The 25,144-nt window shown below is 74.2% G+C and carries 22 protein-coding genes; 6 read left to right on the forward strand and 16 right to left on the reverse strand.

From position 1 onward, the window contains the following. The first annotated feature begins 20 nt into the window (after positions 1-20). Positions 21-1,439, forward strand: coding sequence for a prenyltransferase/squalene oxidase repeat-containing protein (locus IE274_RS30850; RefSeq protein WP_190119216.1), 1,419 nt, complete (start codon positions 21-23; stop codon positions 1,437-1,439). Positions 1,440-1,489: 50 nt separating this feature from the next. Here IE274_RS30850 and IE274_RS30855 read toward each other — a convergent pair whose 3' ends face one another. Together IE274_RS30855 and IE274_RS30860 are read right to left on the reverse strand one after the other, a co-directional pair. Continuing rightward, the gene (locus IE274_RS30855; protein WP_190119217.1) at positions 1,490-2,029 is read right to left on the reverse strand and encodes a heme-binding beta-barrel domain-containing protein; all 540 of its coding nucleotides are present in this window, start codon (positions 2,027-2,029) and stop codon (positions 1,490-1,492) included. Between the two features lie 60 nt (positions 2,030-2,089). Then, positions 2,090-2,917, reverse strand: coding sequence for a hypothetical protein (locus IE274_RS30860; RefSeq protein ID WP_190119218.1), 828 nt, complete (start codon positions 2,915-2,917; stop codon positions 2,090-2,092). 217 nt (positions 2,918-3,134) lie between these two features. Here IE274_RS30860 and IE274_RS30865 point away from each other — a divergent pair, with 217 nt between their 5' ends. The 4 genes from IE274_RS30865 to IE274_RS30880 all read left to right on the forward strand — a co-directional run bounded on the left by IE274_RS30865 (position 3,135) and on the right by IE274_RS30880 (position 6,792). After that, entirely contained in the window at positions 3,135-4,028 is an 894-nt protein-coding gene (locus IE274_RS30865; protein WP_190119219.1) for a helix-turn-helix domain-containing protein, read from the forward strand. A gap of 14 nt (positions 4,029-4,042) precedes the next feature. Further along, positions 4,043-4,876 carry a hypothetical protein gene (locus tag IE274_RS30870; RefSeq protein WP_190119220.1) on the forward strand — a complete coding sequence of 278 codons (834 nt, stop codon included), beginning with the start codon at positions 4,043-4,045 and terminating at the stop codon, positions 4,874-4,876. A gap of 197 nt (positions 4,877-5,073) precedes the next feature. Continuing rightward, positions 5,074-5,430, forward strand: coding sequence for a DUF779 domain-containing protein (locus IE274_RS30875; RefSeq protein WP_190119221.1), 357 nt, complete (start codon positions 5,074-5,076; stop codon positions 5,428-5,430). A 195-nt stretch (positions 5,431-5,625) separates the two neighbouring features. After that, a complete protein-coding gene (locus tag IE274_RS30880; protein ID WP_190119222.1) occupies positions 5,626-6,792 on the forward strand; it encodes a phosphodiester glycosidase family protein in 1,167 nt (388 codons plus the stop codon). 26 nt (positions 6,793-6,818) lie between these two features. Here the strand turns inward: IE274_RS30880 and IE274_RS30885 are convergent, their stop codons facing one another. The 8 genes from IE274_RS30885 to IE274_RS30920 form a co-directional block, all read right to left on the reverse strand. After that, positions 6,819-8,411 (reverse strand): hypothetical protein, encoded by a 1,593-nt coding sequence (locus tag IE274_RS30885; protein WP_190119223.1) that lies wholly within the window; start codon positions 8,409-8,411, stop codon positions 6,819-6,821. Between the two features lie 164 nt (positions 8,412-8,575). Next, a complete protein-coding gene (locus tag IE274_RS30890) occupies positions 8,576-8,770 on the reverse strand; it encodes a hypothetical protein (RefSeq protein WP_190119224.1) in 195 nt (64 codons plus the stop codon). A gap of 127 nt (positions 8,771-8,897) precedes the next feature. Then, positions 8,898-9,803, reverse strand: coding sequence for a phosphatidylinositol-specific phospholipase C/glycerophosphodiester phosphodiesterase family protein (locus tag IE274_RS30895; protein ID WP_190119225.1), 906 nt, complete (start codon positions 9,801-9,803; stop codon positions 8,898-8,900). Between the two features lie 278 nt (positions 9,804-10,081). Next, positions 10,082-11,149, reverse strand: a complete 1,068-nt coding sequence (locus IE274_RS30900; RefSeq protein WP_190119226.1) for a 2-hydroxyacid dehydrogenase — start codon at positions 11,147-11,149, stop codon at positions 10,082-10,084. 91 nt (positions 11,150-11,240) lie between these two features. Next, a complete protein-coding gene (locus tag IE274_RS30905) occupies positions 11,241-11,855 on the reverse strand; it encodes a histidine phosphatase family protein (protein WP_190119227.1) in 615 nt (204 codons plus the stop codon). Positions 11,856-12,000: 145 nt separating this feature from the next. After that, positions 12,001-13,542 carry an FGGY-family carbohydrate kinase gene (locus IE274_RS30910; RefSeq protein WP_229909919.1) on the reverse strand — a complete coding sequence of 514 codons (1,542 nt, stop codon included), beginning with the start codon at positions 13,540-13,542 and terminating at the stop codon, positions 12,001-12,003. Continuing rightward, entirely contained in the window at positions 13,535-15,103 is a 1,569-nt protein-coding gene (locus tag IE274_RS30915) for an FGGY-family carbohydrate kinase (RefSeq protein ID WP_229909937.1), read from the reverse strand. The genes IE274_RS30910 and IE274_RS30915 overlap by 8 nt, the downstream gene beginning before the upstream one ends. 5 nt (positions 15,104-15,108) lie before the next feature. After that, positions 15,109-16,413 carry an MFS transporter gene (locus IE274_RS30920; RefSeq protein WP_190119228.1) on the reverse strand — a complete coding sequence of 435 codons (1,305 nt, stop codon included), beginning with the start codon at positions 16,411-16,413 and terminating at the stop codon, positions 15,109-15,111. A gap of 239 nt (positions 16,414-16,652) precedes the next feature. On the opposite strand from IE274_RS30920, the gene IE274_RS30925 reads away from it, so the two are divergent. Further along, a complete protein-coding gene (locus IE274_RS30925; protein WP_229909920.1) occupies positions 16,653-17,558 on the forward strand; it encodes a DeoR/GlpR family DNA-binding transcription regulator in 906 nt (301 codons plus the stop codon). 42 nt (positions 17,559-17,600) lie between these two features. On the opposite strand, the gene IE274_RS30930 is transcribed toward IE274_RS30925, so the two are convergent. The 6 genes from IE274_RS30930 to IE274_RS30955 form a co-directional block, all read right to left on the reverse strand. Then, entirely contained in the window at positions 17,601-19,019 is a 1,419-nt protein-coding gene (locus IE274_RS30930) for an amidase (protein ID WP_190119229.1), read from the reverse strand. A gap of 485 nt (positions 19,020-19,504) precedes the next feature. Continuing rightward, a complete protein-coding gene (locus IE274_RS30935; RefSeq protein WP_190119230.1) occupies positions 19,505-20,164 on the reverse strand; it encodes an ABC transporter ATP-binding protein in 660 nt (219 codons plus the stop codon). After that, positions 20,157-21,074 (reverse strand): ABC transporter ATP-binding protein, encoded by a 918-nt coding sequence (locus tag IE274_RS30940; protein WP_190119316.1) that lies wholly within the window; start codon positions 21,072-21,074, stop codon positions 20,157-20,159. Before IE274_RS30940 ends, IE274_RS30935 begins: the two co-directional genes overlap by 8 nt. 410 nt (positions 21,075-21,484) lie before the next feature. Next, positions 21,485-22,423, reverse strand: a complete 939-nt coding sequence (locus IE274_RS30945) for an ABC transporter permease (RefSeq protein WP_190119231.1) — start codon at positions 22,421-22,423, stop codon at positions 21,485-21,487. Next, positions 22,416-23,381 (reverse strand): ABC transporter permease, encoded by a 966-nt coding sequence (locus IE274_RS30950; protein WP_190119317.1) that lies wholly within the window; start codon positions 23,379-23,381, stop codon positions 22,416-22,418. Before IE274_RS30950 ends, IE274_RS30945 begins: the two co-directional genes overlap by 8 nt. 83 nt (positions 23,382-23,464) lie before the next feature. Next, the gene (locus IE274_RS30955) at positions 23,465-25,060 is read right to left on the reverse strand and encodes an ABC transporter substrate-binding protein (protein ID WP_190119232.1); all 1,596 of its coding nucleotides are present in this window, start codon (positions 25,058-25,060) and stop codon (positions 23,465-23,467) included. Between the last annotated feature and the right edge of the window lie 84 nt (positions 25,061-25,144).

The following is a 25,144-nucleotide window of genomic DNA, read 5'->3' on the forward strand; positions in this document are numbered from 1 at the left end:
TCTCTCCGGGAGCTCCCGACATGACCTCCACCCGTGCCGCCCGCCGCACCCTGCTCGCCGTACCCACCGCACTCGGCGCCGTGAGCGCCCTCGTCCTCACCGCCGTGCCCGCGGCCGCCACGGCCTCGCCCGGCCAGATAGCCACGTCCAAGACCAACGGCGTGACCTACCTCAGATCCCTGCAGGGCGCCGACGGCTCCTACGCGGGCGCGGGCCTGTCCAACGAGTGGGCGTTCTCCGCGTTCGCCTCGGCGGGCACGGCCGCCGCCGACGTCAGCCCGGGCGGCGACACCTCGAAGAACGCCCGCACCGTGTACCGCGCGCACCTCGCGGCGGCGGGCTGGCCGGGCACCTCGCCGGTCGTCACCGACTACGAGCGCGGCATCATCAACGCCTACTCGGCGGGCATCGACCCGGCCCGCGTCTCGGCGAGCCGCAACCTGGTCGCCGACACCTACGGGCACTGGCAGAACTCCGCGCCGGGCTACTGGGGTTCGCCGTCCAACTTCAACGGCACGGTCTTCGCGCTGATCTCGCTCGGCGGCGCCAAGACCCGGTCCGGGGCCCAGCGGGTGCCGCAGGCGCTGCTCGACAGGTCCGTGGCCACGGTCCGCGCCAACCAGCACAACGACGGCGGCTGGAACTTCGGCAAGGCCGAGGGCGACCCCGACGCGCTCGCCGCGCCCGGCGACATCGACATGACCGGCGCCGCGATGGCCTCGCTGTGCGTGTCCGGGGTGCCCGCGACCGACCCCGCCATCACCAAGGCCAAGGCCTTCCTGAAGGCGAAGCTCATCAACAACTCCGGCGCCTTCGACGCCATGTTCGGCGCCAACACCGACTCCAACGGCTGGGCCGTGTCGGGCCTCGACGCCTGCGGCATCAACCCGCAGACCGGCGACTTCCTGACCCGCGCGGGCAAGACCCCGGTGGACTTCCTCATCGCCCAGCAGTTCAAGCCGGGCGGCGGCTTCAAGTACCTGCCGACCGACACCACGCCGTCCGCGTACGCCTCCATCGACGGCCTGCGCGCGGTCGCCGGGGGCGGCTTCATGGCGGCCCCGCCGACCCCGGCGACGGCGGGCGCGTCCCGCTGGGCCGCCACGACCGGCTTCACACCGGGCACCGCGACCAGCCTCGCCCTGACCGTCGACGACGGCACCTCGCTGAAGGTCTGCTCCGTGGCCTTCACGCCGACCGCCAAGACCACCACGCTCGGCGCGGTCCTGGACGCGGCGGCCACCTCGGCCACCCCGGCGGGCTGTGTCACGTCCGTCACGCCGGACAGCGGCACGGGCCCGGTCACGGCCCTCAACGGCAAGGCGAACAGCGGTGGTTCGACGTGGAAGGCGAGCGTCGACGGCGCGACGGCGGCGGCCGCCGCACGGAACAAGGAGATCAAGGCCGGGGACACGATCTCGCTGCGGTACGGCAGCTGACGTCTGGTGGTGCGGGCGGCCGACGGCCGCCCGCACCACCGCACGCGGGCCTACGCCTTGCGTCGCAGCTGGGCCCGGAGGTGGTGCTGCAGCGGCCGGCCGACGGCCGCCAGGTCGTGGACGAACGTGAGCGTGTCGGCGGCCAGGGTGTAGCGGCGGCGGGTGGCGTCGACCTCCTTGGCGGTGGGGGTGCGGGCCACCTGGTGGGTGCTGAGGTCGACGGTGCCGTCGGCCGCGTGGCCCACCGAGATCTCCGCGATGCCCGTCGGCTGGGTGATCAGCGCCTCCACCCGGCCGTCGGGCTGCAGCCGCCACCAGCCGCTCTCGCGCGCCGATGGACGCAGTGGCGCGGCGTCGCCGTCGAGGAGCCAGGCCCGGGCCTCGTAGCGGAGGAAGGGGCGGCCGTCGTGGCTGAAGGTGACCTCCTGCGCGTACGTGAAGTCGGCGGCGAGGGTGGGGTATTCGCCCTGTCCCCGGCCGTGCCAGGTGCCGAGGAGTCCGAGCACCGGCGCGAGCAGCGCGTGCGGGGCGGGTGCCCGGTCGGGCCGCAGGCCGTCGGGGTAGGGGTTCTCCGGTACGGCGTCGAACACGGTGCGCGCTCCTGGGTCGAGGTCGGGGCAGGGCCGGGTGGCAGCCTAGAGCGCCGCGGCCTACGCGGGCGTCCGCCCCGCCCCGGCCCGCCCGCTGTCGGCGAGAAAGGCCCGTACCGAGTCGATGAACGCGCCCCGCTCCTCGTCGAACCCGGTGCGGGGCCGCAGCCAGCGGTCCTCGGCGGCCAGGTAGTTCCAGGACACGGGGTTGCCTGCGACGGCGAGCAGCCGCCGCAGGTCGTCCTCCGTCAGGACGCCGCTCTCCGCCGGCGCCCCGTCGTCCGCGAGGACACCGCTCTGCCTGATCAGGTACTCCAGGAAGTCGAGGTCCTCGGGGCGCTCGTCCTCGTCCCGCTCGCCCCACCCCTCGAGCATGTCGTGCGCGACGAAGGCGCAGCCGTGGGCGTCGTCCTCGCACCACTCGGCGTTGCCCGGACACCAGCGGCACTCCAGGGCGCGCAGCGCGGACCGGACCACGGCGCGCCGGGCGGCGTACCGCTCCATGCGCGCGCACCGCTCCCGCACCGCCTCCGCGTGCCGCACCACGCACTCCGGCCCGAGCACCCGCAGCCCCGAGCACGCCTGGGTCAACGCCTCGCTCCTGGTCCGCAGCGCCTCCGGCCGGGACCGCGCGTCCAACTCCCCCAGCCGCCACACCACGTCGGCGAACGCGTCCGAGGTGCGCAGGAACGCCGTCCACGCCTCGCACCGCTGCGCCTCCAGACGCAACTCCCGTTCCACGGCCGCATGCGAGCCCAACGACTCCAGGGCGACGCGCCGCCCGAACTCCGGCTGCCAGCGCGCCACCACGACGGCGGCGAGCGCCGCCACTCCCGAGAACACCGCTCCCAGCGCCGTGAGAGCCGTGTGCACATTCTGTACGCCCATCCCGCGCACGATGCCGTCCGGCGGCCGCGCGCTCCGGCATATGACAGCAACAGCACGCACCTTGTGCCCATCGGGGCGGAACGGTGTCGCCCGGTGTCCGGGACCGACCGAAGCCGAGGACACGCACCGCCGAGGGCGGGAGCACGCCGAGGGCGGGTGCACGCCGCCTACCCTCCTGCCTTCCGCGCCGCCGTCGGCCGTGCCTACCGTGGGGGTCATGGAGAGCGAGAACCCGCTCGGGCAGTTCCTGCGCGCCCGCCGGACCTTGCTGCGGCCCGAGGACATCGGCCTGAAGGTGTCGGACCGACGGCGTGTCCCGGGGCTGCGCCGGGAGGAGGTCGCGGCGCTCGCCGACGTCAGCTTCGACTACTACGTGCGGCTTGAGCAGGGCCGGGCGCGGCACCCGTCGGCGCAGGTCGTCGAGGCCCTCGCGCGCGCCCTGGAGCTGGGCCCGGATGCCGCCGAGCAGCTGCGGCAGCTGGTCCGCCCGCACGCCGCGCCGACCCGGACACACTCCTCGTACCGGAGCGAGTACGAGGCGGTCAGCCCGACGCTGCTGCGCATGCCGGCGGACTGGCACCGCACCCCGGCCGTGGGCCTCGGCCACGGCCTGTTGGTGCTGGCCCACAACGCGCTGGGCCGGGCGCTGTTCGCAGGGCACGCCCACAGCGGGGATCTGCTGCGGATGGTGTTCTTCGACCGGGGCGCGCGGGACTTCTACCCGGACCGGGAGCGGGTGGCGGAGAACGCCGTGGCCGCGCTGCGCCCGGCGGCCGGGAGCGGCAGACCGGACCCCGTGCTGGTCCGGACGATCGGGGAACTGTCCGTGCGGAGCCCGGAGTTCCGCCGCCTGTGGGCGCGCCACGACGTGCGCCGCAAAACCTGCGAGCGCAAACGCTTCCGGCACCCGCTGGTCGGTGAGCTGACGCTGGACTACGAGTCGATGACGGTCAACAGCGCGCCCGGCCAGCAGTTGGTCGTCTACCAGGCCGCGCCGGACAGCGCCTCCGCGCAGGCGCTCACGCTGCTCGGCGCGCTCGCCGCCGGCGCGGGCCCCGCCGGGTCCGTGGCGCCCGCCGCCGGGCCGGTTGTCGTACCGTCGCAAGTGTGACGTAGCGTGTCGGCATGTCCACGCCGCCACCGCCTCCCCCGCAGGGGTTCGGCCCCGCCCAGGCCCCCTACGGGCAGCAGCCCCCGCCGTCGCCGTACGCCCCGCCGCAGTTCCCTCAACAGGCCCCGCCCTACGGCCAGCACGCGCCCTACCCTGCTGCTCCCGGGCCCGCTCCGTGGGGCGCGCCGTACGGCGGACCGCCGCAGGGCGGGCGTCGCACCGGCAAGATCCTGGGCATCGTCGGCGGCGTCGTGGGTGCCCTCATCCTGATCGTCATCGCGCTCGCCGTGATCGGCAACACCACGGACGTCGGGTTCCCGGAGGCAAAGTACCGGCTGCGCATGCCGAGCGAGCTGCTCGACGGGAAGTACAAGCTCGCGCAGGACATGTCGGACACCGCGGGCCGGGAAGTGGTCGAGGAGAACAAGAACCGCTCCAACATCCGGGACCCCAAGGCGGTCGTGGGCCAGTTCACCGGCCAGGGCGCGAACTCCACGGACGCCCTCGTGGTCTCCGGGATGTACGGGCGCTTCAAGAACCCCGGCAAGGCGCGCTCCGACCTGATGAAGGGCTCCGCCGACGCGGAGGGCGCCTCGGTCGCCGTCCCCGCGCGGGACATCACCCCCAAGGGCTCGGACCTCACCCTGCGCTGCCAGGTCCTGAAGTCCTCGCAGAACGGCGTCACGAGCAACGTCCCGCTGTGCGCCTGGGCCGACGACAACACCGGCGCGGCCGTGGGCGTGGTCACCCCCACGAGCGCGACCCAGGACCCCGAGGACATCGACCTCGACGAGCTCGCGGAGACGACGCTGAAGGTGCGCGAGGAGATGCGCGAGCCGATCGGCTGACGCATCGGCACGCAGTGGCGGGCGGCCCCCGGGCCGCCCGTCTCTCGTTTCCCGGTGACCTGTCCGGCCCGCCGCCCCCCTCCCCCGCACTGGCCCCGCGCGACCGCCGCAACCTCCTCGCAACGTCCCGCCGCGTTGACTGGACCGGCCGCCCCGGCAGGGTGCGGCGTCCGCCGTCCGGAGGAGAGCGATCGCCCATGGCCGACACCCCGCGCGTGGAACTGACCGCTGCCGCCGCCGACCTGCTGCGGCGGCTGCGGGCGGCCCACGGCCCGCTGATGTTCCATCAGTCCGGCGGCTGCTGCGACGGCAGCGCGCCGATGTGCTACCCGGACGGTGAGTTCCGCACGGGTGACTCCGACGTGTTGCTCGCGTCGCTCGACGTGGCGGGCGTGGCGGAGCCAGTACGGTTCTGGATGTCCCAGAGCCAGTTCGAGGTGTGGAGCCACACCCGGCTCATCGTCGACGTCGTGGCGGGCCGGGGCAGCGGCTTCTCCCTGGAGGCACCCGAAGGGGTGCGTTTCCTCATCCGTTCCCGGCTCGTCGGGACGTAGCCACCGCCGTCTGGTCAACTCCTCGTGACGCTGGGACAGTTGACAGCCCGTCCGAGACGAGGGGGACCTGTGACACGGTGTACGAGACCTGGCAGCCGGCGCAGAACCGGCACCCGGCGGTGGGCGGCCCGCAGAGGCCCCCTCGCCGTTCGCGCCGTTCTTGTCGTCCTGACCACCCTGGCCGGTGCCGCCCTCATGGGGGCGGCACCGGCCAGCGGCGTTCCGGGCGCCGGGAGGGACGCGAGCACGCAGCTCGCGCCCGGAGTGGAGTACCGGGACTTCGACATCCCGACCCCGCGCGGCACGGCCCACGCGCACGTCCTCGACGTGAACCTGCGCGACCCGCGGGTCCGCCTCGGCCTGCTCCACCCCGGCGCGGTCGGCGCCCGCCAGGCCGTGTCGACGATGGCGGACCAGTCCGGGGCCGTCGGGGGCGTCAACGGCGACTTCTTCAACATCACGGAGACCCAGCACCCCGGCGTCGAGGCGACCGGCGCTCCCGTCGGCCCCGCCATCGCGTCCGGCCGCGCCCTGAAGGCCGCGGTGCCCAACGGCCAGCGCTTCGGCCCCGCCCTGCCGCCCGGCACGACCACCGAGGACGTCCTCGGCGTGGGCATCGACCGCAGGGCGCGCCTCGACCGCATGGCCCTGGACGGCCGGATCCACACCCGGTCGGGCCGCCTGCCGCTGCGCGGCCTCAACCAGTACGCGCTCGCGGAGGGTTCCATCGGCGCGTTCACCAGCGCCTGGGGCGAGACCTCGCGGGTGCGGGCCACCTGCGGCACCGACACCGACCGGGGCGCCCCGTGCAGCACCGACACCTACGAGGTGACCGTGCGGCACGGCCGGGTCGTCGGCCGGGCGGACACGCCGGGCCGCGGCCCCATCGCCGAGGGCACCACGGTGCTCGTCGGCCGGGAGGCGGGCGCGCAGGAGCTGCGCAAGCTGTCGGCCGGCGAGCCGGTGCGGGTGCGCCACCGCCTGGTCGCGGCCGCCTCGCGTGTCCCGTACAGCTTCGCGCTCGGCGGCTACCCGCTCCTGCGCGACGGCGCGCCGCTGCCGGGACTCGACGACCGGGTCGCGGCGGTGCGCACCTCGGCGGGCATCTCCGCCGACGGCAGGCGCCTGTACCTCGTCGCCCTGGACGGCGCCCCCGAGTTCCGCGCCGGTCTGACGATCGCCGAGGTCGCCGCCTCCTTGCGCGCGCTCGGCGCCGCCGACGGCTTCAGCCTGGACGGCGGCGGCTCCAGCACGCTGGCCGCGCGGGAGCCGGGCGCGCCCGCGGTCTCGGTGCGCAACCATCCGAGCGGCGGCGCGGAACGCCCGGTCCCCAACGGCATCGCGGTGTTCTCCCGCGCGTAGTCCGCGCAGAGGTGCGGGGCGCCCTCCTACTGGGTCCCGTCCCGCACCGCCACCAGGCCGTTGAACACCCCGACGTACGCCGTCCCGTCCGGGCCGAGCGTCACGGGCGCCCAGTTGTTGTCGTACGCGACGCCCGTGCCGGTGAGCCGCTTCCAGCGGGGCTCGCCGGTGCGGAAGTCGACGGCGGTCAGGTACCAGGCGTCGATGCCGAGGCGGTTGGGCTCCTTCGTGTAGAAGTACAGCAGCCCGTTCGTGGTCGACAGCTTGGGGACGGTGGAGGGCGAGCGCACGGGGCTCTCCCACACGGTGTCGCAGCCGCTGCCGTCCGCGCGCACGTCGATGCGGCTGACGCCGCCGACGACGCTGCGGCCGAAGGTGAGGGACGCGATGCTCTCGTAGCCGTAGTTGTTCTCGACGACGAGGCTGTTGCCGTGGCTGACCAGGGAGTTGTCGGTCGTGGACGCCCCGGCGCCGAACACCGGGACCTCGCAGACCAGGCGACGGCTCTCGGGCACGGCCGGGTCGCGGCGGTAGACGAGGACGTGCATGCGGTCGTCGGCGTTGTCGGTGATGGCGACGTACTTCTCGGCAGCACCGAAGAGGTCCGGTGTGGTGCCCGAACCCTGGTTCACCGACCCGGGCTTGGTGCCGGTGCCTCGGTCGTAGGTGCGGCGCCAGCGGACCTCAGGGGTGCCGTCGGCGGCGGCCGCGAAGCTGTACAGGGCGTGGTCGGAGACGATCGAGACGCCGTCCTCGGCGACGGAGAACGAGTTCTGGATCTCCTCGCCGCCGAGCCGCACGGAGCGGATCGCGCCGCTGTCCGGGTCGACGGTGCCGACGCGGCCCTGCCGGGTCACCCACCAGATCCGCCCGTCCCAGTCGGGCATGACGGAGGTGACCGGGTCGCAGGTGCCGCTGGGGTACAGGTTCGTCCACGACACGCAGTCGTGCGGGACGTGCGCGGTCAGGTCCCACTCGTCCTCGACGACGAAGCGCCAGCCGCCGTCGGGGGTCCGCTCGTGCGCGAGCCGCACGATGTGCTGGCGGGAGTCGGCGAGGACGAGCCGGTCCTTGTCGTCGAGGTAGGAATAGGCGCCGCCCGACGTGTCCTTGAAGATCTTCGAGAAGTCGAGCCGGGTGATGGCCTCGATGGTGGAGGGGCGCTGCGGCAGCTTGTACTCGGCGAGGGTGCGCAGGGACCCCGGGTCGAGCAGCTTCACGAGGAAGCCCGAGAACATGCCGCAGACGGTGACGATCCGCCCGTCCCTGTCGAAGGTGACGGTCGCGCACTCCCCGCCGAGCGCCGCCATCTTCTCGCTGCTCACCCGCGGCTTCCGGCCGAGCGGCCCGTTCCAGGGGTACGTGCCGCTGCCCGCCGCGTCGGCGTGCATGCCGCTGCGGCCGTTGGCGGCGAGGTGGGGGTGCTGCGGGGGCGGGTCGCCGGGGACCGGGCGGGCCGGGGCGGGCTGCCCGGTGTACTGGTCGACGAGCCGGTGGCCAGGGGCGTTGGGGATCTCGTCGGCGTGCGCCGGGGCGGCGAGGACCGGCAGGACGGCCGCCGTCAGGGCGAGGCACAGGGCGAGGGCCCGGCCGCGGTTACTTCGGGTAAGGCGTGGCATGGCCCGAAGCTAGGGCCGACCCCTTGAAGTGTCCATGAACGTACGGGAGTTGTTCACGCGGCCGTAATGATCATGGCCGGAACGAGGCCGGGCGCAACAAGGGCGGGTGCGGCGAGGGCGGACACGACGACAACGGACGTGGTCACGGCGCGGCGGCCGGGACCTCAGGGGTGGATGCCGCTGACGATGTCCGCCGTCGCCGTCATCCCGTTGTGGATCGTGGGTGCCACGCTCGTGCTCGCCAGATAGAAGCCGAGCAGACCGCAGATCACGGCGTGCGACACCTTCATGCGGCCGTGGCGCAGCACGACCACCGCCAGGATCAGGAGCAGCAGCCCCACAGAAATCGAAACGGCCATCACGGACCTCCTCCGCCACGCCGGAATCACGACTTTCGGCGGCAAGTGTGGCGTAGCGGAGGGTTTGTCCGAGTGCGATGTGTGTCCGCCGGACGGGTGGTTCCGCGGGCAAGCGGGTGCGGGGCCGTTACCTTCCGTGCGCGTCCAGGAACCGCTGCAGCCCCGCGAGGTCGTCGGTGTTGAGGTGGTCGACACCGGCGGCGAGCAGTTCGCCCCACACCGCGTCGCGCTGCGGGCCCGCCAGGTCGGGCGTGGCCCAGAAGCGCACGCGCTGCCCGCGCTTGTGCGCGGCGGAGACGATGCCCCGCAGCTTCTGGCGCTCGGCGGGCGGGATCGGTCCCACGCCCTGCCAGCTGAAGTTGAGCGACCAGTTGTCGCTGATGAGCGGGATGAAGGAGGCGGGCGCCGCGGTGCCGAGGTCGGCCAGGCGGCCGTCGTAGAAGGCGCGCCGGACCCGCTGGGCCTCCATCGGCACGCGGGCCGCGCGGTCGCCGGAGACCACGGCGGTGACGGCGGAGCGGCGGACCTTGCCGTGGGTGTACGTGGTGAACAGGTGCCGGTAGCGGCGCAGTCGGCGGTCCAGTTCGAGGTACGTCGAGGAGCCCTCGGTCTTGATGTCGATCAGGAGCTGGAACTGCCCGTGCCAGCGCCGGTACACCGAGCCGTGGTGCGCGCGGACGCGGGCCGCCAGCGGTTCGAGGTAGAGCGATTCGAGGGTCCGGGCCGGGTCCAGGTCCGTCGGGTCGTGCGCGACCAGGAGCTGGCCGTCGACGAGGAAGATGTCGGCCTCGACGCTGGTGAAGCGGTGGTCGAGGGCGTCCAGGAGGGGGCGGGGGTGCTCGTAGTCGTTGTGCGCGTGGGCCTGGGCCAGGGGGCGCGGGCGGGGGTGGCGGGCCGCTCCGGCGGGCCGGGCGGCCGGGGCGGCGCCGGTCGGGGACCGGTCGGCGGCGTGGGCGAGTTGGGGCGCGGCGACGGCGGTCGCGAAGGCGGCGCCGAGGGTGCCCAGGGCTCTGCGACGGGTGAAGGGGGCCATGCGGGTTCTCCCAGGGTGACGAGGGAACGGGGGGACGGGCCCGGCGGCGGCCGGAGCCTCCCTGAGTATGTGGCTCCGGGCGCGCCAGGAAACCCCCTTGGCCTGGGAGTTGGCGCTATCGCCCCCGTGCGTTCACCGCGTGCGCCGCGCTGCCGGTCCCCCGGCCCGCAGCGGGAACCCCGTCTCGTACCGTCGCCCCGAGCCCCGCACCGGGAGCCCTGTCTCGTGCCGTCGCCCCCGAGCCCCGCTCCGGGAGCCACGCCCGTACGGCAGGCCCCTCAGCCCCGTGCCGTCACCTCCGGGTTGGCGCAGTGGGCCAGCGGCTCGCCGCGCAGGTAGCGGCCGACTTCCGCCGCGACGATGCGGGCCGCCTTGTGGGCGACCTCCTGGCTGGCGCCCGCGATGTGCGGGGTCATGACGATGCCGGGGGTGGACAGGAGGCGGGATCCGGCGGGGACGGGCTCCTGCGGGTAGACGTCGAAGCCCGCCCCCGCGAGCTGCCCGCTGTCCAGGGCGTCGCACACGGCGTCGTAGTCGAGGAGCGCGCCCCGGGCGCAGTTCACCAGGACCGAGCCGCGCGGCATCCGGGCGAGCTGCTCGGCGCCGATCATCCCGGTGGTCTCTTCGGTCACACGAGCGTGCAGCGAGACGATGCGGGAGCGGGTCAACAGGTCGTCGAGGGTGACCTGTTCGGCGACACCGGCGAGCGCGTCCGGGGCCACGTACGGGTCGTGGACGAGCACCTCGGCCCCCATGGCGGCGAGGATCCGGGCGACCCGGCTGCCGATCGCGCCGTACCCGACCAGGCCGACCGTCGCGCCCTCGATCTCGATGCCGCAGTTGTCGTAGTCGTAGTAGTCGCCGCGCCAGACGCCCCGGCGCAGGTCGGTGTGCGTGTCGCCGACGCCGCGCGCCGCCGCGAGGAGCAGCGTGAGGGTGTGCTCGGCGGTGGCGACGGCGTTGCGGCCCGGGGCGTAGCAGACGGCGACGCCGTGCCGGGTCGCCGCCTCCAGGTTGGCGTTGACGGGGCCGCCCCGGCTGACGCACATCAGCTTCAGGTCGGGGCAGGCCGCGAGGACGCGTTCGGTCAGCGGCGCCATCTGCGTCACGCACACCTCGGCGCCGCGCAGCGCCTCGATCAGCTCGTCCTCGGTGCCGGAGGCCTCGATGACCTCGCCGACGGGGCCGAAGGGGGTGTGCGGCCAGGGCAGGGTGAGTTCACGGACGGCCACGGCGCCGCCGGTGGCCCTGCGGACCTCCTCGCCGAGCAGGCGCGGCAGGACGAAGTGGTCGCCCGCGGCCAGGACGGTGACGGCGGTGGCGCCCGTGGGGCCGGTGGTGCTCATGAGGGACTTCTTTCTGTGCGTACGGGATCTGGCGTACGGGATCTGCGTGTACGGAATCTGTGCGTGCGGGCGGGGAACGGGTGCCCCCGGGTCAGTGCGCGGGGTGCGCGGGCGCGTTGAAGCGCAGAAGCGACGACTGGCCTTCGCGCAGGCGCAGTTCGGTGAGGGTGCCGTTGTCCATGTGCGGGAACACCCTGCGGTACTCGCTCAGCGGGATGCCGAGCTGGTCGCAGAGGGTCAGGCGCAGCAGCGTCGAGTGGGCGACGACGAGCACGCGGCCGTCGGGGAAGGCGGCCGCGATGTCGGCGAGGCAGGCGCTCGCGCGCGCGGCGGCCTCGCGCGGGTCCTCGCCGTCGGGCAGGTGGTGCGCGACGGGGTCGTCGAGGAACGCCTCCAGGTCGCCGGGGAAGCGGGCGCGCATCTCCTCCCGGGTGAGGCCCTCGCCGCGGCCGAAGTCGACCTCGCTGAGGCGCTCGTCGACGCGCGGCGTCAGGCCGAGCGCCTCCCCCGCGGGCGCCGCCGTCAGGCGCGCCCGCGACAGCGGCGAGCTGAACACCGCGTCGATGCGCTGCCCCGCCGCCCAGGCGGCGAGTTCGGCGGCCTGCAGCCGGCCGCGCGGGGTGAGCGCGACGTCGGTGCGGCCCGCGTAGCGGTTGCCGTCGTGCCAGACGGTCTCGCCGTGGCGTACGAGAATTACGTGGGTCACTGCGCAGTCCCTCTTGCTGATCGATGTGCTGTCCCGGGTGCTGACCGGTGTTCCGTCGCCCGTGCTGAGCGGCGTGCCGTCCCCCGTGCTGATCGGTGTTCCGTCCCCCGTGCTGACCGGCGTTCCGCCACCTCGCCCGACCGCCTCATCGCCGCGGCCCCGGCCGGTGTGCTCGCGCGCGGGCGTGGGCGGCGACCTCCGGGGCGAGCCAGCCGCGGGCGGCGAGCGCGTCGACGAAGCCGAGGTGGACGGGCGTCCAGCGGGCCGTCCGCACCGGGTCCGGGCGGATCTCCGCGCCCGTACGCACCATCGCGGCGGCCGCGTCCCGCACGGTCACGCCGCTCGACGTCGCCGCGAGGACGGCCATGCCGACGGCTCCTTCGGCCTGTTCGGGCAGGCGCACCGGCCGCCCCAGGACGTCCGCGCGCAACTGATTCCAGTAGCCGTTCCGCGCGCCGCCCCCGGTGAAGGTCAGCGGCCCGTCGACGGGTGCGCCGATGCGGTCCAGGTAGTCGAGGCACAGCCGCTCCACGCAGGCCACCCCGAGCAGGTGGGCGTGGAAGCGCCCGGCCTCCCCGCTCGGTTCGCCGAGGACGAAGGGCGTGGCGTCCGCCGCCCGGAACGGGAAGCGTTCGCCGCCGCTCGACACCAGCGGGTACACGACCGCGTCACCGTCGAGCGCGGCCCCCGCCGCCGTGAGCCGCGCGAGGTCCGCCCCCGGGAACTCCCGCGCGAGCACGCCCGCCCCGCTGCTGGACGCCCCGCCCGGCAGCCAGGTGCCGCCGGGGCCGCGGTGGCAGTAGACGACCCCGCCCGGGTCGCGGACGAGGTGCGGGCTCGTGCCCTTGAGGACGAGCGTCGTCCCGAGCACCGAGTTCCACGCGCCGGGCGCCAGCGCGCCCGCGCCGATCTGCGCGGCGCAGCCGTCCGTCATCCCGGCGACGATCGCGGTGCCCTCGGGGATGCCGGTGGCCTCGGCGGCCGCCGCGCACACGGTGCCGAGCACGCTGCCGGGGCGCACCACGTCGGGCAACAGCCGTGCGGGGACGTCGAGTTGATCGAACTCCTTCGTCGGCCAGCGCTCGTCGACGAGGTGGTAGCCGGTCTTCAGGGCGTGGCTGGCGTCGCTCGCGACCTGGTGCCCGGCCAGGCGCCAGGTGATGAGGTCGGGCTGGTGCAGCAGCCGGACGTCCGGGCGCGCCGCCACCTGTGTGCGCTCCAGGAGCCACAGCAGTTTGGGCAGGGCCCAGGACGCCTGCATGGAGCGGTAGCCGAGTTCACCCCAGAGGGCGCCGCCGACCGCGTTGACGCGGACGGCCTGGTCGGTGGCGCGCCCGTCGTCGTACATGAGGCCCGGCGTGAGCGGGACGCCCCGGCCGTCGGCGAGCAGGAGGGTGCCGGAGGTGGCGTCGAGGGCGAGGCCCCGGACGCGGGCGGGGTCGTCGAGCGCGGCCGTGGCCTCCCGGCAGGCGGCGGTGAGGGCCGTCCACCACTCCTCGGGGTCCTGTTCGTGGCGGGTTCCGTCGCGGTGGCTGGTCAACGGCCGGGACGCGGCGGCGAGGACGGTGCCCGCGGAGTCGACGGCGACGCAGCGGGCGCTCTGGGTGCCGAGGTCGAGGCCGAGCCAGACGGCTTCGGGCGGCAGTCCGGCGGGCTCCCGGGGCGGCCGGGGTGCGGGGTCAGGCACGGGGGGCTCCTTGCGGTGCGGTGCGGGATCCGGGTGGGGCGGCAAGGGATCCGGTCGTACGGGATCCGGGGGGCGCCGCCGTCCACCCGGCCTCGCGCGCGAGCGTCCGCCACCGCAGGAACTCCTCGTACAGCCCGGCGTAGAACTGGGCGCGCTCCGGGTCGGGCTCCCAACTGGTGCGCATCCGAACGTACTTGGCGGCCGCGCTGTGCATGCTGGACTCGGCGCCGGTGAGGACGAGGCCGGTGAGGAAGGCGCCTTTGGCGCCGAGTTCGGTGTCTCCCGAGCGGGCCGTGGGCACGCCGGTGGCGTCCGCGATGAGGCGGCACCAGTCGTCGTTGTTGGCGCCGCCGCCGCACAGCCGTAGCTCCGTCACGGTCGTACGGGACGCGGCGAGCGAATCGCGGACGACGAGGGAGAGGCCGTCGAAGACGGCGCGGGCGAGGTCGGCCGGGGTGTGCTCCAGGGACAGGCCCCAGAAGGCGCCGCGGGCGCGCGGGTCGAGGAACGGCGCGCGCTCACCGGCCGGGGACAGATACGGCAGGAACATCAGGCCGTGCGCCCCCGGCGGCGCCGAGAACGCCAACTCGCCCAGCTCCGGCGGCCCTTCGAGCTGGAGTGTGCGCGCCGCCCAGGACAGCACCTCGACGCCGCTCAGGGTCGGGAAGGCGCGCAGGACGCGCTCGCGGCCCCGGTAGGCGATGTTGATGCCGGACGGCTCCCCGGTGGCGTCGACGTCCTTGCGGACGATCTCCGTGCACAGCGTCGTGCCGAGGATGCCGCACGCCTGCCCGGGGTTGACGACGCCGACGCCGCGCGCGGTGGAGGCGATGTCGTACGGAGCCATCACCACCGGCAGGCCCGGCTGCACGCCGAGCTGGGCCGCCGCGTCACCGGTGATCTCGGCGATCCGCTCGTCCTCGCCGAGGACCTTCGGCAGCAGCCGCGCGTAGTCGGTGAGGCCGAAGAGGTCCACGATCCCCGGGTCGTAGTCGCCGGTCGCGTGGTCGAGGAACGGCGCCGACGCGTCGGACTCGTCGATCGCCGTCACGCCGGTGAGCTTGAGGAACAGCCAGCCCGCCGCCGTCAGCGAGGCGCTGGAGCGGGCCAGGCGGTCCGGGTCGTGGGCGCCGAGCCAGCTGAACACGGCGTTCGGCATGCCGCTGCAGGTCAGTGAGCCGTTGCGGCGGAACGCCTCCCGCAGGACGCCTTCGCGTTCCCAGCGCGTGAGGATGTCGCCCGCGCGCCCGTCGGACCACAGGATCGCGGGCCCGGTGGGCCGCCCCGCCGCGTCCACCAGCCAGGCGCCGTCGCCCTGCGCGGTGAACGTCACCAGCCAGACGGGGTCGGCTGCGCCGGGCCGTTCGGCGAGGGCGGACAGGGCGGTGCGGACGGTGTAGACGACGGCGTTCCACACGGTGTCCATGTCCTGCTCGGCCCAGCCGGGGTGGCGGCGCTGCACTTCGGTGGCGAGCCGGGAGACGGCGAGTTCGCCGCCCTGGTCGTCGAAGACGACCGACTTGATCATGGTGGTGCCGACGTCGATGGCGAGTACCGACATGGTGGTCACAGACCCTTCGTGGCAGGGGTGGCGACGGCGTGCGCGACGGTGCCGGGTGCGGGGCCGCTGTCCGCGGCCGTGGTCCTCAGTACGAGGGTGAGGGCGGCGCTCACCGCGTGGAACCCCGCGAAGATCCAGACGACGCCGCCCACGCCGAGCGGCCCCCGGAAGAGGCTGACGACCAGCGGCCCGACGAACGTGGAGGCACCGGCCCCGAGGTTCAGGGCGGCCATGGCCTGACCCTTGTGGGCGGGCGCGATGGCGGTCATGAGGGCGGACAGGGGCACGTATCCGGAGAGGGTGGCGCCGTAGAGCACGGCGACCAGGACGCACAGCGCGTACTGCGCGCCGGCCGCCGCCGGGACGTAGTACAGGAGCAGCGTCGAGACCGTGCAGCCGACGCCGCCGCACCACGCGACCGTCGTACGCCAGCCGACCTTGTCCCCGACGACGCCGAACAGCAGGTTCGTGACGATGTTCGTGGCGAACATGATGGCAAGGAGTCTGAGCCACTGGGCGCCTGACAGCCCGACCTCGTGCATGAACCACGCCGGAAGCATCACCAGAAAGCCGAACTGCGAGGCGGTGTTGAGCATCCGCACCACGGCCCCGGCACCCACCCGCGGCTCCCGGACGAGGATCGTGAGGCTGCCGACCAGCCCGGCCAGCGGGCGCTCCCCCGCCGGGGCGAGCCGCGCGGCCCCGGTGGGCTCCCGGACCAGGAGCAGCGCGAGCAGTCCGCCGACGACGACCACGCCGAGCGCGGCCCACAGCGTCCCCCGCTCCCCCACCCCCGGGATGAGCAGGCTCGCGGTGAGCGAGCCGAGCGTCGGCAGGCCCGCGGAGAACGCCGACCAGAACCAGCCCATGGCGCTGCCCATCTGCTTCGGCGGCGCGACCGCGGCGATCCACACGAGGAACGCGTACGCGAACAGCGGATAGGCGAGGCCGCGCAGGCCGTAGCCGAGCAGGAGCAGGGGATACGCCTTGCTGGGGACGGCGACCGCGAGGAAGAAGACGTGCGTGACCACGAAGGCGCCGAGGCCGAGCCACATCACACGGCGCGGACCCCACAGGTCGGACAGCGCGGCGGACAGCCATCCGGCGACGGCGCCGGTGACGCCGTACACGGTGAACACCATCGCGACCTGCGACGAGGGGATGCCGAGGTCTTCCAGGTACGGCGAGAGGAACCCGGCCTCGATGCCGACGCCCGTCATGAAGACCAGCAGGCCGAGGTAGCCCCAGGAGAGGGGCTCCGGGACACCGGCGCGTGTGAAGAGTGAACGCGGCACGGGGCTGTTCGTCATCGAAGCTCCCCCTGGGGGCGGTGGTGTCGGCGGACCTGTTCGGTGCCGGTCCGGTCCGGCGGCGGCCGGGCTGGGGAGAGCAAACAACTGGCCGAAAAGGCACGTCAAACAGTTCGCGAATCCTCACGTGGGGTGGGCTGCGGGCCGCGTGAGAAGGGCCGTGTGCGCTGCTGCCGTACTGGGGAAGGGCCTCGCGCCCCGAGTGAAGTACATGAGATCATCACTCGGAGACTTCACACATGAGTGCCGCACACGAGGTGGCCCCGGGAGGCGCAGTGATGACCGACGCCGAGGACTCCGGAGCCGACCGTGCCCGCCCCGGCGACCGCGTCGAGCGTGTCGAGCCCACCGGGCCCGCCGAACCCGCCGACCGTGTCGAGGCCCGTGAGCGGCGGCGGCGTCGGATCCGGGACCTGGTCGTCGCGGGTGGCTTCGTGCGGGCCGCGGACCTCGCCGACGAGTTCGGCGTCAGCCTGATGACCGTCCACCGCGACCTGGACTTCCTCCAGTCGCAGGGCTGGCTGCGGAAGGTGCGCGGCGGGGCGACGGCGCTGCCCTCGGCGCAGTTCCACGGCAGCGTCGCCGAGCGCATGACGACGATGGCCCAGACGAAACAACACCTCGCCCGCGCCGCCGCCCGCCTCCTCGTCCCCGGCCAGACGGTCCTCCTCGACGACAGCACGACGTGCCTGCACCTGACCCGCGAACTGACCGAGCACACCCCGCTCACGGTCCTCACGAACTCGCTGCCCGCGATCACGGCGCTCGCCAAGGAGCCCGGCGTCTCCCTCATCGCGCTCGGCGGCGCCTACTTCCCCGCGTACGACGCGTTCATGGGCCTGCACACCGCCGACAGCGTGGCGGCGTTCCGCGCGGACGTCCTCTTCATGTCGACGACGGCGGTGACCCGCGGCCGCTGCTATCACACGTCACCGGAGACGGTGCAGGTCAAGCGGGCGATGATGGCGGCGGCCACCCGTCGCGTGCTCCTCGCCGACCACACCAAGTTCACCCGCGACGGCCTGTACGCCCTCGCGCCGCTCACGGACTTCGACGTGGTGGTCGTGGACGACGGGCTGGCGCGGGACGAGGTGCGGGGGATGCGGGAGCGGGGGGTGGAGGTGCTGGTGGTGGAGCGGGGCTGAGGGCACCGGGGGCAGCGGGTGGAGCGGGGCTGCGGCTGGGGCTCAGCGGCTGCCCACGAAGGCGGGCGGTGTCCGGCTCCGCCAGGGCAGGGCTTCCTCGAGCCGGGCGCCGAGGCGGACCAGCAGGTCTTCCCTGCCGTACGGGGCGACGAACTGCACCCCGATCGGCAGTCCGCCCCGGCTCCACCCCAGCGGCAGACTGAGGGCGGGCTGCCCGGCGAGGTTGAACACCACCGTGAAGGGGCCGACGTCGAACAGCTTGCGCAGCCAGCTCACCGCGGTGTGGCCGGGCTCGTCGGACGACAGCGTGCCGTGCGGCGGGGGCAGTTGCCCGAGCGTCGGGGTGACGAGCAGGTCGTGGTCGGCAAAGAACGCGCCCACCGACCGGCTCACCCGGTTCTGCGCGTCGAGCATGGCCATCAGGCCGAGCGCGCCGAGCCGGTCGGCCTCCGCCAGGACCTGTCGCGACACGGCTTCCATCCTGGCCGGGTCGGGCCGCCGGGGTGCGGTGAGGAAGGGTGCGGCGACGGCGAACACCTCCGCCTCCGCACCCCGCACGACGTCCTCCCAGTCCAGTGCGGGGCTCGTCTCGGTGACGTCGTGGCCCATCTCCGCGAGGAGCCCGGCCACGCGGAGCGTCACGGCGGCCACCTCGGTGTCCACGCCCGCTCCGGACCAGGCCCGGGTGGTGACGGCGACCCGCAACCGGCCGGGAGCTGCGGGCAGTTCGTCGGCGTAGGGGCGCGGGGGCGGCGGCGCCGTGTACTTGTCGCCGCGCCCCGGACCCCGGACGGCGTCCAGGACGTGCGCGGCGTCACGCACCGTGCGGGTCAGCACGAACTCGGACGCCGCGCCGAAGGCCGGGTCTCCGCTGTCGGGTCCGCACGGGGTACGGCCCCGGCTCGGCTTCAGGCCCACGAGGCCGCAGCAGGACGCGGGGATGCGGAGGGAGCCCGCCGCGTCGTTGGCGTGCGCGAGCGGCACCGCCCCGGCGGCGACCATCGCGGCGGCGCCGCCGCTGGACCCGCCCACACCCCGGCCGGGATCCCAGGGATTGCGTGTCGGCCCGGTACGCAGCGGCTCGGTGGCGAAGCTCAGCCCCAGCTCCGGGGCCGTCGTCAGCCCCAGCGTGACAAGGCCCGCGGCCCGGAACCGCCCCATCAGGTCGTGATCGTGCCGGGCGCGCACCCCGGAGAGGCTACGGCTCCCGGCGAAGAACTCCACGCCCTCGGCCATCGGCCCGCCGTCCTTGATCAGGAACGGCACCCCGGCGAGCGCCCCCTGCCCGGCGTGGTCGAGGGCCGGCGAGAACACCGGCGCCGCCAGGCCGTTCACCTCCGCGTCCGCCCGCTCGACAGCGTGCCGCGCGACGGTCTCCACCTCAGCCGCGGTGACCTCCCCGGCCACCATCAGCTCACGCAGCCCGACGGCGTCGCACCGCGCGTACTCGTGGAGTTCCACGGCCGCTCCTCCTGGTCGCTGCGGGCCCCCACCGACGGTCCCGTGGTGGTCGCGGGTGCGCGACCGCCCCGGCCACGCCCCTCCCCGGAACCGGACCTCGCTCCAGCCCCACCGAAGGCTCCCAGAGACGGACCGCGCCGGTCCAACGCAATACGCGAGCTCACGGCCCGATGGGCGGGGCGCACCAGGGTGGACGGATGCCGGAGGTTCGGGGGGGGACACCGCAGGCCCCGGGAGGGAAGCCGCAGGTCCGGGGGGCGCTGGTGGTCTGGACAGACGCCAGTGGTCTGAACGGACGCCAGTGGTCCGGACGGACGCCAGTGGTCTGGACAGACGCCGGTGGCCCGGACGGACGCCGGTGGTCTGGACAGGCGCCGGTGGTCTGAACGGACGCCGGTGGCCCGGACGAACGCCGGTGGTCCGGCTGAACGCCGGTGGCCCGAAGGGACATCGGCGCTCGGGGCCCCCGCAGTCCCGCGCCCCGCCTACGACCGCGCCAGCTCGTCCCAGTGGACCGTCCGGTCGCACCACCGCTCGAGCAGCACCTTGTCGTGGCCCACGGCGAGCAGCCCGGCGCCGCTGTCGGCGCGGTAGGTCTCGACGGCGGAAACCAGGGCCGCCGTCGTGGACGCGTCCAGCATGGCCGTCATCTCGTCGCAGATCAGCCAGCGCGGGCGCAGGACCAGGGCGCGGGCGAGGCAGGCACGCTGGAGCTGGCCGTCGCTGACCTCGTGCGGGCGGCGGCCGAGCAGGTCCTCGCCGAGGCCGACGGTGCGGGCCAACTCCCGTATCCGGTCCGGGACTTCGACGGCTCGGCCGGTCGCCCGCAGGGGCTCCGCGACGAGTTGGGTGAGGGTGAGGCGCGGGTCGGCGGAGAGGCGGGGCTGCTGGAAGACGACGCCGAAGGCGGTGCGCTGGGCGCGCGGGGCCCGGTGGCGCCAGCCGCGCGCCGGTTCGCCGTCGATGACGACCTGGCCCCGGTCGGGCTGGTGCAGCAGCGCGGCGACCCGGGCGAGGGTCGACTTGCCGCAGCCGCTGGGGCCGAGCAGGCCGACGGACTCGCCGGCGGCGACGGTGAGGCTCACGTCGCGGACGACGGGGTCGCGGCGGTCGTAACCGGCGGTCAGGGAACGCAGTTCAAGCACGGGACGCCTCCAGGGCGGCGGCGACCGGGTGGTGGCAGGCGGCACCGGCGGCACCGAGCGCGGGTACGGACCGGCAGGCGTCGTCGGCCCGGTCGCAGCGCGCGGCGAAGGCACAGCCCGCGGGCAGCGCGGACAGCTCGGGCGGCAGGCCCGGGATGGGCGTGAACTCCCGGTCGGGCAGGGCGTTCAGGAGCCCGCGCGCATAGGGGTGCCGGGGTCCCGGAGCACCGAAGAAGTCCGCCGCGTCGGCGATCTCGACGATGCGGCTCGCGTACATGACGGCGACGCGGTCGGCGATGCGTTCGGCGGCCGCCAGGTCGTGGGTGATGAGGAGCAGCGCGCGGGCGTCGCCGACGTGCCGTCGCAGTTCGTCGACGGTGCGGTCGACGAGCTGGCGGTCGAGGCCGGTGGTGGGCTCGTCCGCGAGGAGCAGCGGGGCGTCGCCGATGAGCGCGAGGGCGGTGGCGGCGCGTTGGGCGAGCCCGCCGGACAGCTCGTGCGGGTAGCGGTCGAGGTGCCCGCGGGGGAAGGCGGCGCGCTCGGCGGCTGCCTCCCCGGCCTGCCGCAGCCCGGGCCGCCGGACGCCCGTCAACTCCCGCAGGGTCTCCTCCAGTTGGGAGCGTACGGTGCGGACGGGGGTGAGGTGCGCGGCCGGGCTCTGCGGTACGAGGCCGACGCGCCGCCCGCGCACGGTGCGGGCGAGGGTGCGCTCGTCGGCGGTGAGCAGGTCGGTGCCGTCGCCGAGCAGCGCGGCACCGGCCGTCTGCGCGTTCTCGGGCAGCAGCCCGAGCAGCGCGGACGCCAGCACGGACTTGCCGCACCCGCTCTCCCCGACGAGCGCCAGGCACTCGCCCGCGGCGAGGTCGAAGCGGGCGTCGGTGACGGCGGCGACGTGGGCGCCGCCGCGCATGCGGAAGCGGACGGAGAGGCCGCGTACGGAGAGGACGGTCGGCGGCGCCGAGGCGCTGTCGGCGCAGGCGCGGCCCGACGGCTCCACCACGTCGTCGGGCGTGGTGGAGTGCCCGGCCTCGGCGGGGGCCCCGGGCGCGGCTTCGGCACCGGCGGGCGGCTCGGCTGCGGCGCCAGCTCCGGCCGACGGCTCGGCTGCGGCCCCGGCGGACCCCTCGGCCCCGGTCTCAGCCGCAGCGGACGGCCCAGGTGCGGCTACCGCTTCAGCAAGCCGCTCGACGTCGGCGCCAGCTCCAGCCGACAGCTCGGGCGCGGCTTCGGCCGACGGCCCGGCCTCGGCCCCAGCGGACCCCTCGGCCCCGGCCGACGCCCCGGCCGCGGCACCGGCCCGCGCCCCATTCGACGCCCCACTCACAACATCAGCTCCGATCGGCGGCGCGGGTTGATCCGGTCGCGCCAGGCGCCCGCGAGGCCCGCGATGGCGAGGGTCGGCACGATGATGAAGAGGCCGGGGAACAGCGTGGGCCACCAGTCACCGGCGAGGAGGGAGCTGCGGGCCCCCTGGACGAGGGTGCCGAGGCTGGCCTGGTGGGTGGGGAGGCCGAGGCCGAGGAAGGACAGGGCGGACTCGTGCCAGATGGCGTGCGGGACCATGAGGACGGCGGCGAGCCCCGCCTGGGGCAGGACGCCGGGGAGCAGGTGGCGCAGGGTCACCCGCCAGCGGGACGCGCCGCCGGAGATGGCGGCGTCGATGTACGGGCGCGAGCGCAGCGACAGGACCTCGGCGCGCACGATGCGGGCCGTCGACAGCCAGTGCGTGAGCGCCACGGAGATCACGACCGGCCATACACCGGGCCGGAACATCGCCACGATGAAGATGCCGAGCAGCAGGTGCGGCACGGAGGAGAAGACGTCCACGAGGCGCATCACGACGCGGTCCACCCAGCCGCCGGACGCGGCGGCGAGGGCGCCGACCGCGGTGCCGATGACGGTGGCCACGACGGCGGCGACCACACCGACGAGCAGGGAGACGCGGAGCCCGTACACGCAGCGAAGGAGCAGGTCGCGGCCGACGTCGTCGGTGCCGAACGGGTGGGACAGGGACGGCGGCAGGAGCTTGTCGGCGAGGTGGACGGCCTGTTCGTCGAGGTCGACGAGCGGCGGCACGATCAGCACGGCGAGGACGACGGCGGCGACGATCGCGGCGGAGCTCCAGACCCGCCAGGCGCGGGTGGAGCGGGACGACCTGCGGGTGCCCGCGGCGGCGCGGCCGGTCGCGGAACGCCAGGTGACCTGGGTGGCGGGGTCGGTCTGCGACGCCTCGGCCTGCGGACTGCGGGTGTCAGCCATCGAATCCCACCCTCGGGTCGGCGAGCCCGTACAGCAGGTCCGCGAGGAGGTTGCCGAGCAGCACGGCCACCGTGGCGAGCGCGGTCAGCGCGGCGAGCAGGGGGAAGTCCACGGAGGTGGCGGCCTGCACGGTCGCGGCGGCGATGCCGGGCCAGCTGAAGACGGTCTCGACGAGGAGCGCGCCGGTGATGAGTTCGGGCACGCGGGAGCCGACGAGGGTGAGCACGGGCAGCATGCCGGAGCGGAAGGCGTGCTTGAGGAGCACGGTCCGCTCGGCGAGGCCCCGCGCGCGGGCGCCCCGGACGGGGTCGTCGCCGAGCGCGTCGCCGACGCCCTGGCGTACGTACAGGACGAACCAGGGGAGTTGGGAGACGGCGAGGACGGCGGCGGGCAGCACGAGGTGGTTGGTCACCTGTCCGGCCGTCACCACCGTGCTGGAAGTGTCGGTGAGTCCGCCCGCGGGCAGCACGCCCAGCTTGAGGGCGAAGAACCACACGGCGAGCAGGCCGAGCCAGAACGGCGGCGCTGCCTCCAGGGTGTACGCGAGCGACGTCACGCAGCGGTCGATCCAGCCGCCGGGGCGGCGCGCGGCGAGCACGCCGAGGGCCGAGCCGAGCAGGATCGCGAGGACGAAGGCGGTCGCGGCGAGCAGCACGGACCAGCCGATGCGCTCGCCGATGGCGTCGGCGACGGGCTGGCGCAGCGTGTGGGAGTCCCCGAGGTCCCCGCGGAGGGCGGCGGTCAGCCAGTCCCACCAGCGCGCGACCAGCGGCTTGTCGACGCCGAGGTTGGCGCGGAGCTGGTCGAGGTTCTCCTGGGACGCGGTGAGCCCGGCCGTGCCCGCGTACGCCTTGACGGGGTCGAAGGGCGAGGCCTCGGCGACGGCGAAGACGCCGAAGGTGACGGCGATGAGGACGGGGACGGCGAACACCGCCCGGCGCCCCACGAGCCGCGCCATCGGGCCCCAGGGCAGCGCCCGCCGCCCCCACCCGGCCGCCGGGGCCGCCTCGGCGGGCCCGGCGGACTTGCTGGAAGCCGACGTCACTTGCTCGGCTGCCAGTCCTCGACGTTCCACCACGGGCCGGACGCGAGGCCGTGGTCGTGCGGCTCGACCTGCGTGGAGAGGTCACCGAAGGACTTGTTCACCACGTACAGGTGGTCGATGTGCGTGAGGAAGGTGTAGCCGGGGTTCTTGACCAGCTCGCGCTGGATCGTGTCGTACGCGGCCTGGCGCTTCGCGTGGTCGCCGCTCCTGCGGGCGTCCTCCAGGGCCTTGTCGACCTTGGGGTTGTCGTAGTGCGCCATGTTGTTGAAGCCGTCACCGGCGAGCGCGGAGTTCAGGAGCGTGTACTGGTCGAAGTCCGGGTCGGCCGGGGAGCCGCCGCCCGCGAGGACGGCGTCCTTGGCCATGCGCGGCTCGATGACCTCCCAGGTGCCGGACTGCACCTCGGCCTTGATGCCGAGCTTCTTGGCGTCGGAGGCGTAGGCGAGGGCGTGGTCCTGGCGGAGCTTGTCGCCGGTGAGGTACCAGAGGGGGAACTTCGCCTGGACGCCGTCCTTCTCGCGGATGCCGTCCTTGCCGGGCTTCCAGCCGGCGTCGTCGAGGATCTTCTTGGCCTTCTCGACGTCGAACTTCCGCTCGGTGCCCTTGGTGAACCAGGGGCTGTCCGTCGGCACCGGGCCGTAGGCCTCCTTGCCCGCGCCCTCCAGGATCTGGTCGACCATCGTCTTGCGGTCCACGCCGATGTCGAGGGCGCGCCGTACGGCGGTGTCGCCCGCGACCTTGTTGCCGGTCGGCAGGGTCACCACGCGGTAGTCGAAGGTCTTGGCGGCGTACGTCTTCTTGTCGCCGTCGGACTCGAAGGTCTTGGCGAGGTTGGGCGGCAGGATGGCGCCGTCGAGGTCGCCGGTGCGCAGCCGGGTGGCGCGCAGGTCGTCGTCCTTGACGATGGCCATGGTGAAGTTCTTGATCTTCGGCGCGCCGCCCCAGTAGCCGGGGTTGGCCTTGAAGACGAGCTTCTCGCCCTTGGACCACTTCACCAGCTCGTACGGTCCCGTGCCGACGGGCCTGGTGGTGAAGGCGCCGGTGTTCACGTCCTGCTTGCCCGCGACGTGCTGGGGCGCGATGGGCAGGACGGTGCGCTCGGCGAACGGCGCGTAGGGGTACTTGAGGTGGAAGACGACGGCGTCGTCGCCCTTGGCCTCGACGCTCTTGACGGCGTCCAGCTCGGTCTTGGAGGCGTTGTTCGTCTTCTTGTCGAGGATCGTCTCGTACGTGAAGACGACGTCCTTGGCCGTGAACGGCTTGCCGTCGCTGAACTTGACGCCCTTGCGCAGCTCGAAGGTGTAGGTCTTGCCGTCGCCGCTGACCTTGGGCAGCTTCGCGGCGAGCGCGGGCTTGAGCTTCATCTCCGCGTCGTGCGTGAGCAGACCGTCGAAGATCTTGGAGTTGCCGTCCTTGCCGTAGCCGAGGAGCGGGCTCAGGGTCTCGGGCTCGTACGCGATGCCGACGACCGCCGACGTCTTGGCGCCGCCGCTGCCCTTGCCGTCGTCCGGCGCCGAGCAGGCCGTGGCGGCGACCGCCAGTGCGGCCGCCGCCGCGACGGCACCGGTGCCACGTATCGATCCGGCCCTCATGCTCCACACCCCTACACAAGATCAAGTGTTATTGCGAACGACTCGCAATTATGCCTTATGTAATGGGCGGGTAATGGCCGGGTC

Origin of the sequence: Streptomyces flavofungini (genome assembly GCF_014650815.1) — a bacterium.
GTDB classification, from domain to species: domain Bacteria; phylum Actinomycetota; class Actinomycetes; order Streptomycetales; family Streptomycetaceae; genus Streptomyces; species Streptomyces flavofungini.

What these genes read in the sequence shown, in the direction of transcription:
- IE274_RS30890 (WP_190119224.1), bottom strand. Translation starts at nt 8,770, where the DNA reads ATGGCCGTTTCGATTTCTGTGGGGCTGCTGCTCCTGATCCTGGCGGTG.
- IE274_RS30955 (WP_190119232.1), bottom strand. Translation starts at nt 25,060, where the DNA reads ATGAGGGCCGGATCGATACGTGGCACCGGTGCCGTCGCGGCGGCGGCC.
- IE274_RS30850 (WP_190119216.1), top strand. Translation starts at nt 21, where the DNA reads ATGACCTCCACCCGTGCCGCCCGCCGCACCCTGCTCGCCGTACCCACC.
- IE274_RS30940 (WP_190119316.1), bottom strand. Translation starts at nt 21,074, where the DNA reads ATGCGCGGCGGCGCCCACGTCGCCGCCGTCACCGACGCCCGCTTCGAC.
- IE274_RS30875 (WP_190119221.1), top strand. Translation starts at nt 5,074, where the DNA reads ATGGCCGACACCCCGCGCGTGGAACTGACCGCTGCCGCCGCCGACCTG.
- IE274_RS30865 (WP_190119219.1), top strand. Translation starts at nt 3,135, where the DNA reads ATGGAGAGCGAGAACCCGCTCGGGCAGTTCCTGCGCGCCCGCCGGACC.
- IE274_RS30950 (WP_190119317.1), bottom strand. Translation starts at nt 23,381, where the DNA reads ATGGCGCGGCTCGTGGGGCGCCGGGCGGTGTTCGCCGTCCCCGTCCTC.
- IE274_RS30860 (WP_190119218.1), bottom strand. Translation starts at nt 2,917, where the DNA reads ATGGGCGTACAGAATGTGCACACGGCTCTCACGGCGCTGGGAGCGGTG.
- IE274_RS30870 (WP_190119220.1), top strand. Translation starts at nt 4,043, where the DNA reads ATGTCCACGCCGCCACCGCCTCCCCCGCAGGGGTTCGGCCCCGCCCAG.
- IE274_RS30895 (WP_190119225.1), bottom strand. Translation starts at nt 9,803, where the DNA reads ATGGCCCCCTTCACCCGTCGCAGAGCCCTGGGCACCCTCGGCGCCGCC.
- IE274_RS30900 (WP_190119226.1), bottom strand. Translation starts at nt 11,149, where the DNA reads ATGAGCACCACCGGCCCCACGGGCGCCACCGCCGTCACCGTCCTGGCC.
- IE274_RS30945 (WP_190119231.1), bottom strand. Translation starts at nt 22,423, where the DNA reads ATGGCTGACACCCGCAGTCCGCAGGCCGAGGCGTCGCAGACCGACCCC.
- IE274_RS30925 (WP_229909920.1), top strand. Translation starts at nt 16,653, where the DNA reads ATGAGTGCCGCACACGAGGTGGCCCCGGGAGGCGCAGTGATGACCGAC.
- IE274_RS30915 (WP_229909937.1), bottom strand. Translation starts at nt 15,103, where the DNA reads ATGTCGGTACTCGCCATCGACGTCGGCACCACCATGATCAAGTCGGTC.
- IE274_RS30880 (WP_190119222.1), top strand. Translation starts at nt 5,626, where the DNA reads ATGGGGGCGGCACCGGCCAGCGGCGTTCCGGGCGCCGGGAGGGACGCG.
- IE274_RS30885 (WP_190119223.1), bottom strand. Translation starts at nt 8,411, where the DNA reads ATGCCACGCCTTACCCGAAGTAACCGCGGCCGGGCCCTCGCCCTGTGC.
- IE274_RS30920 (WP_190119228.1), bottom strand. Translation starts at nt 16,413, where the DNA reads ATGACGAACAGCCCCGTGCCGCGTTCACTCTTCACACGCGCCGGTGTC.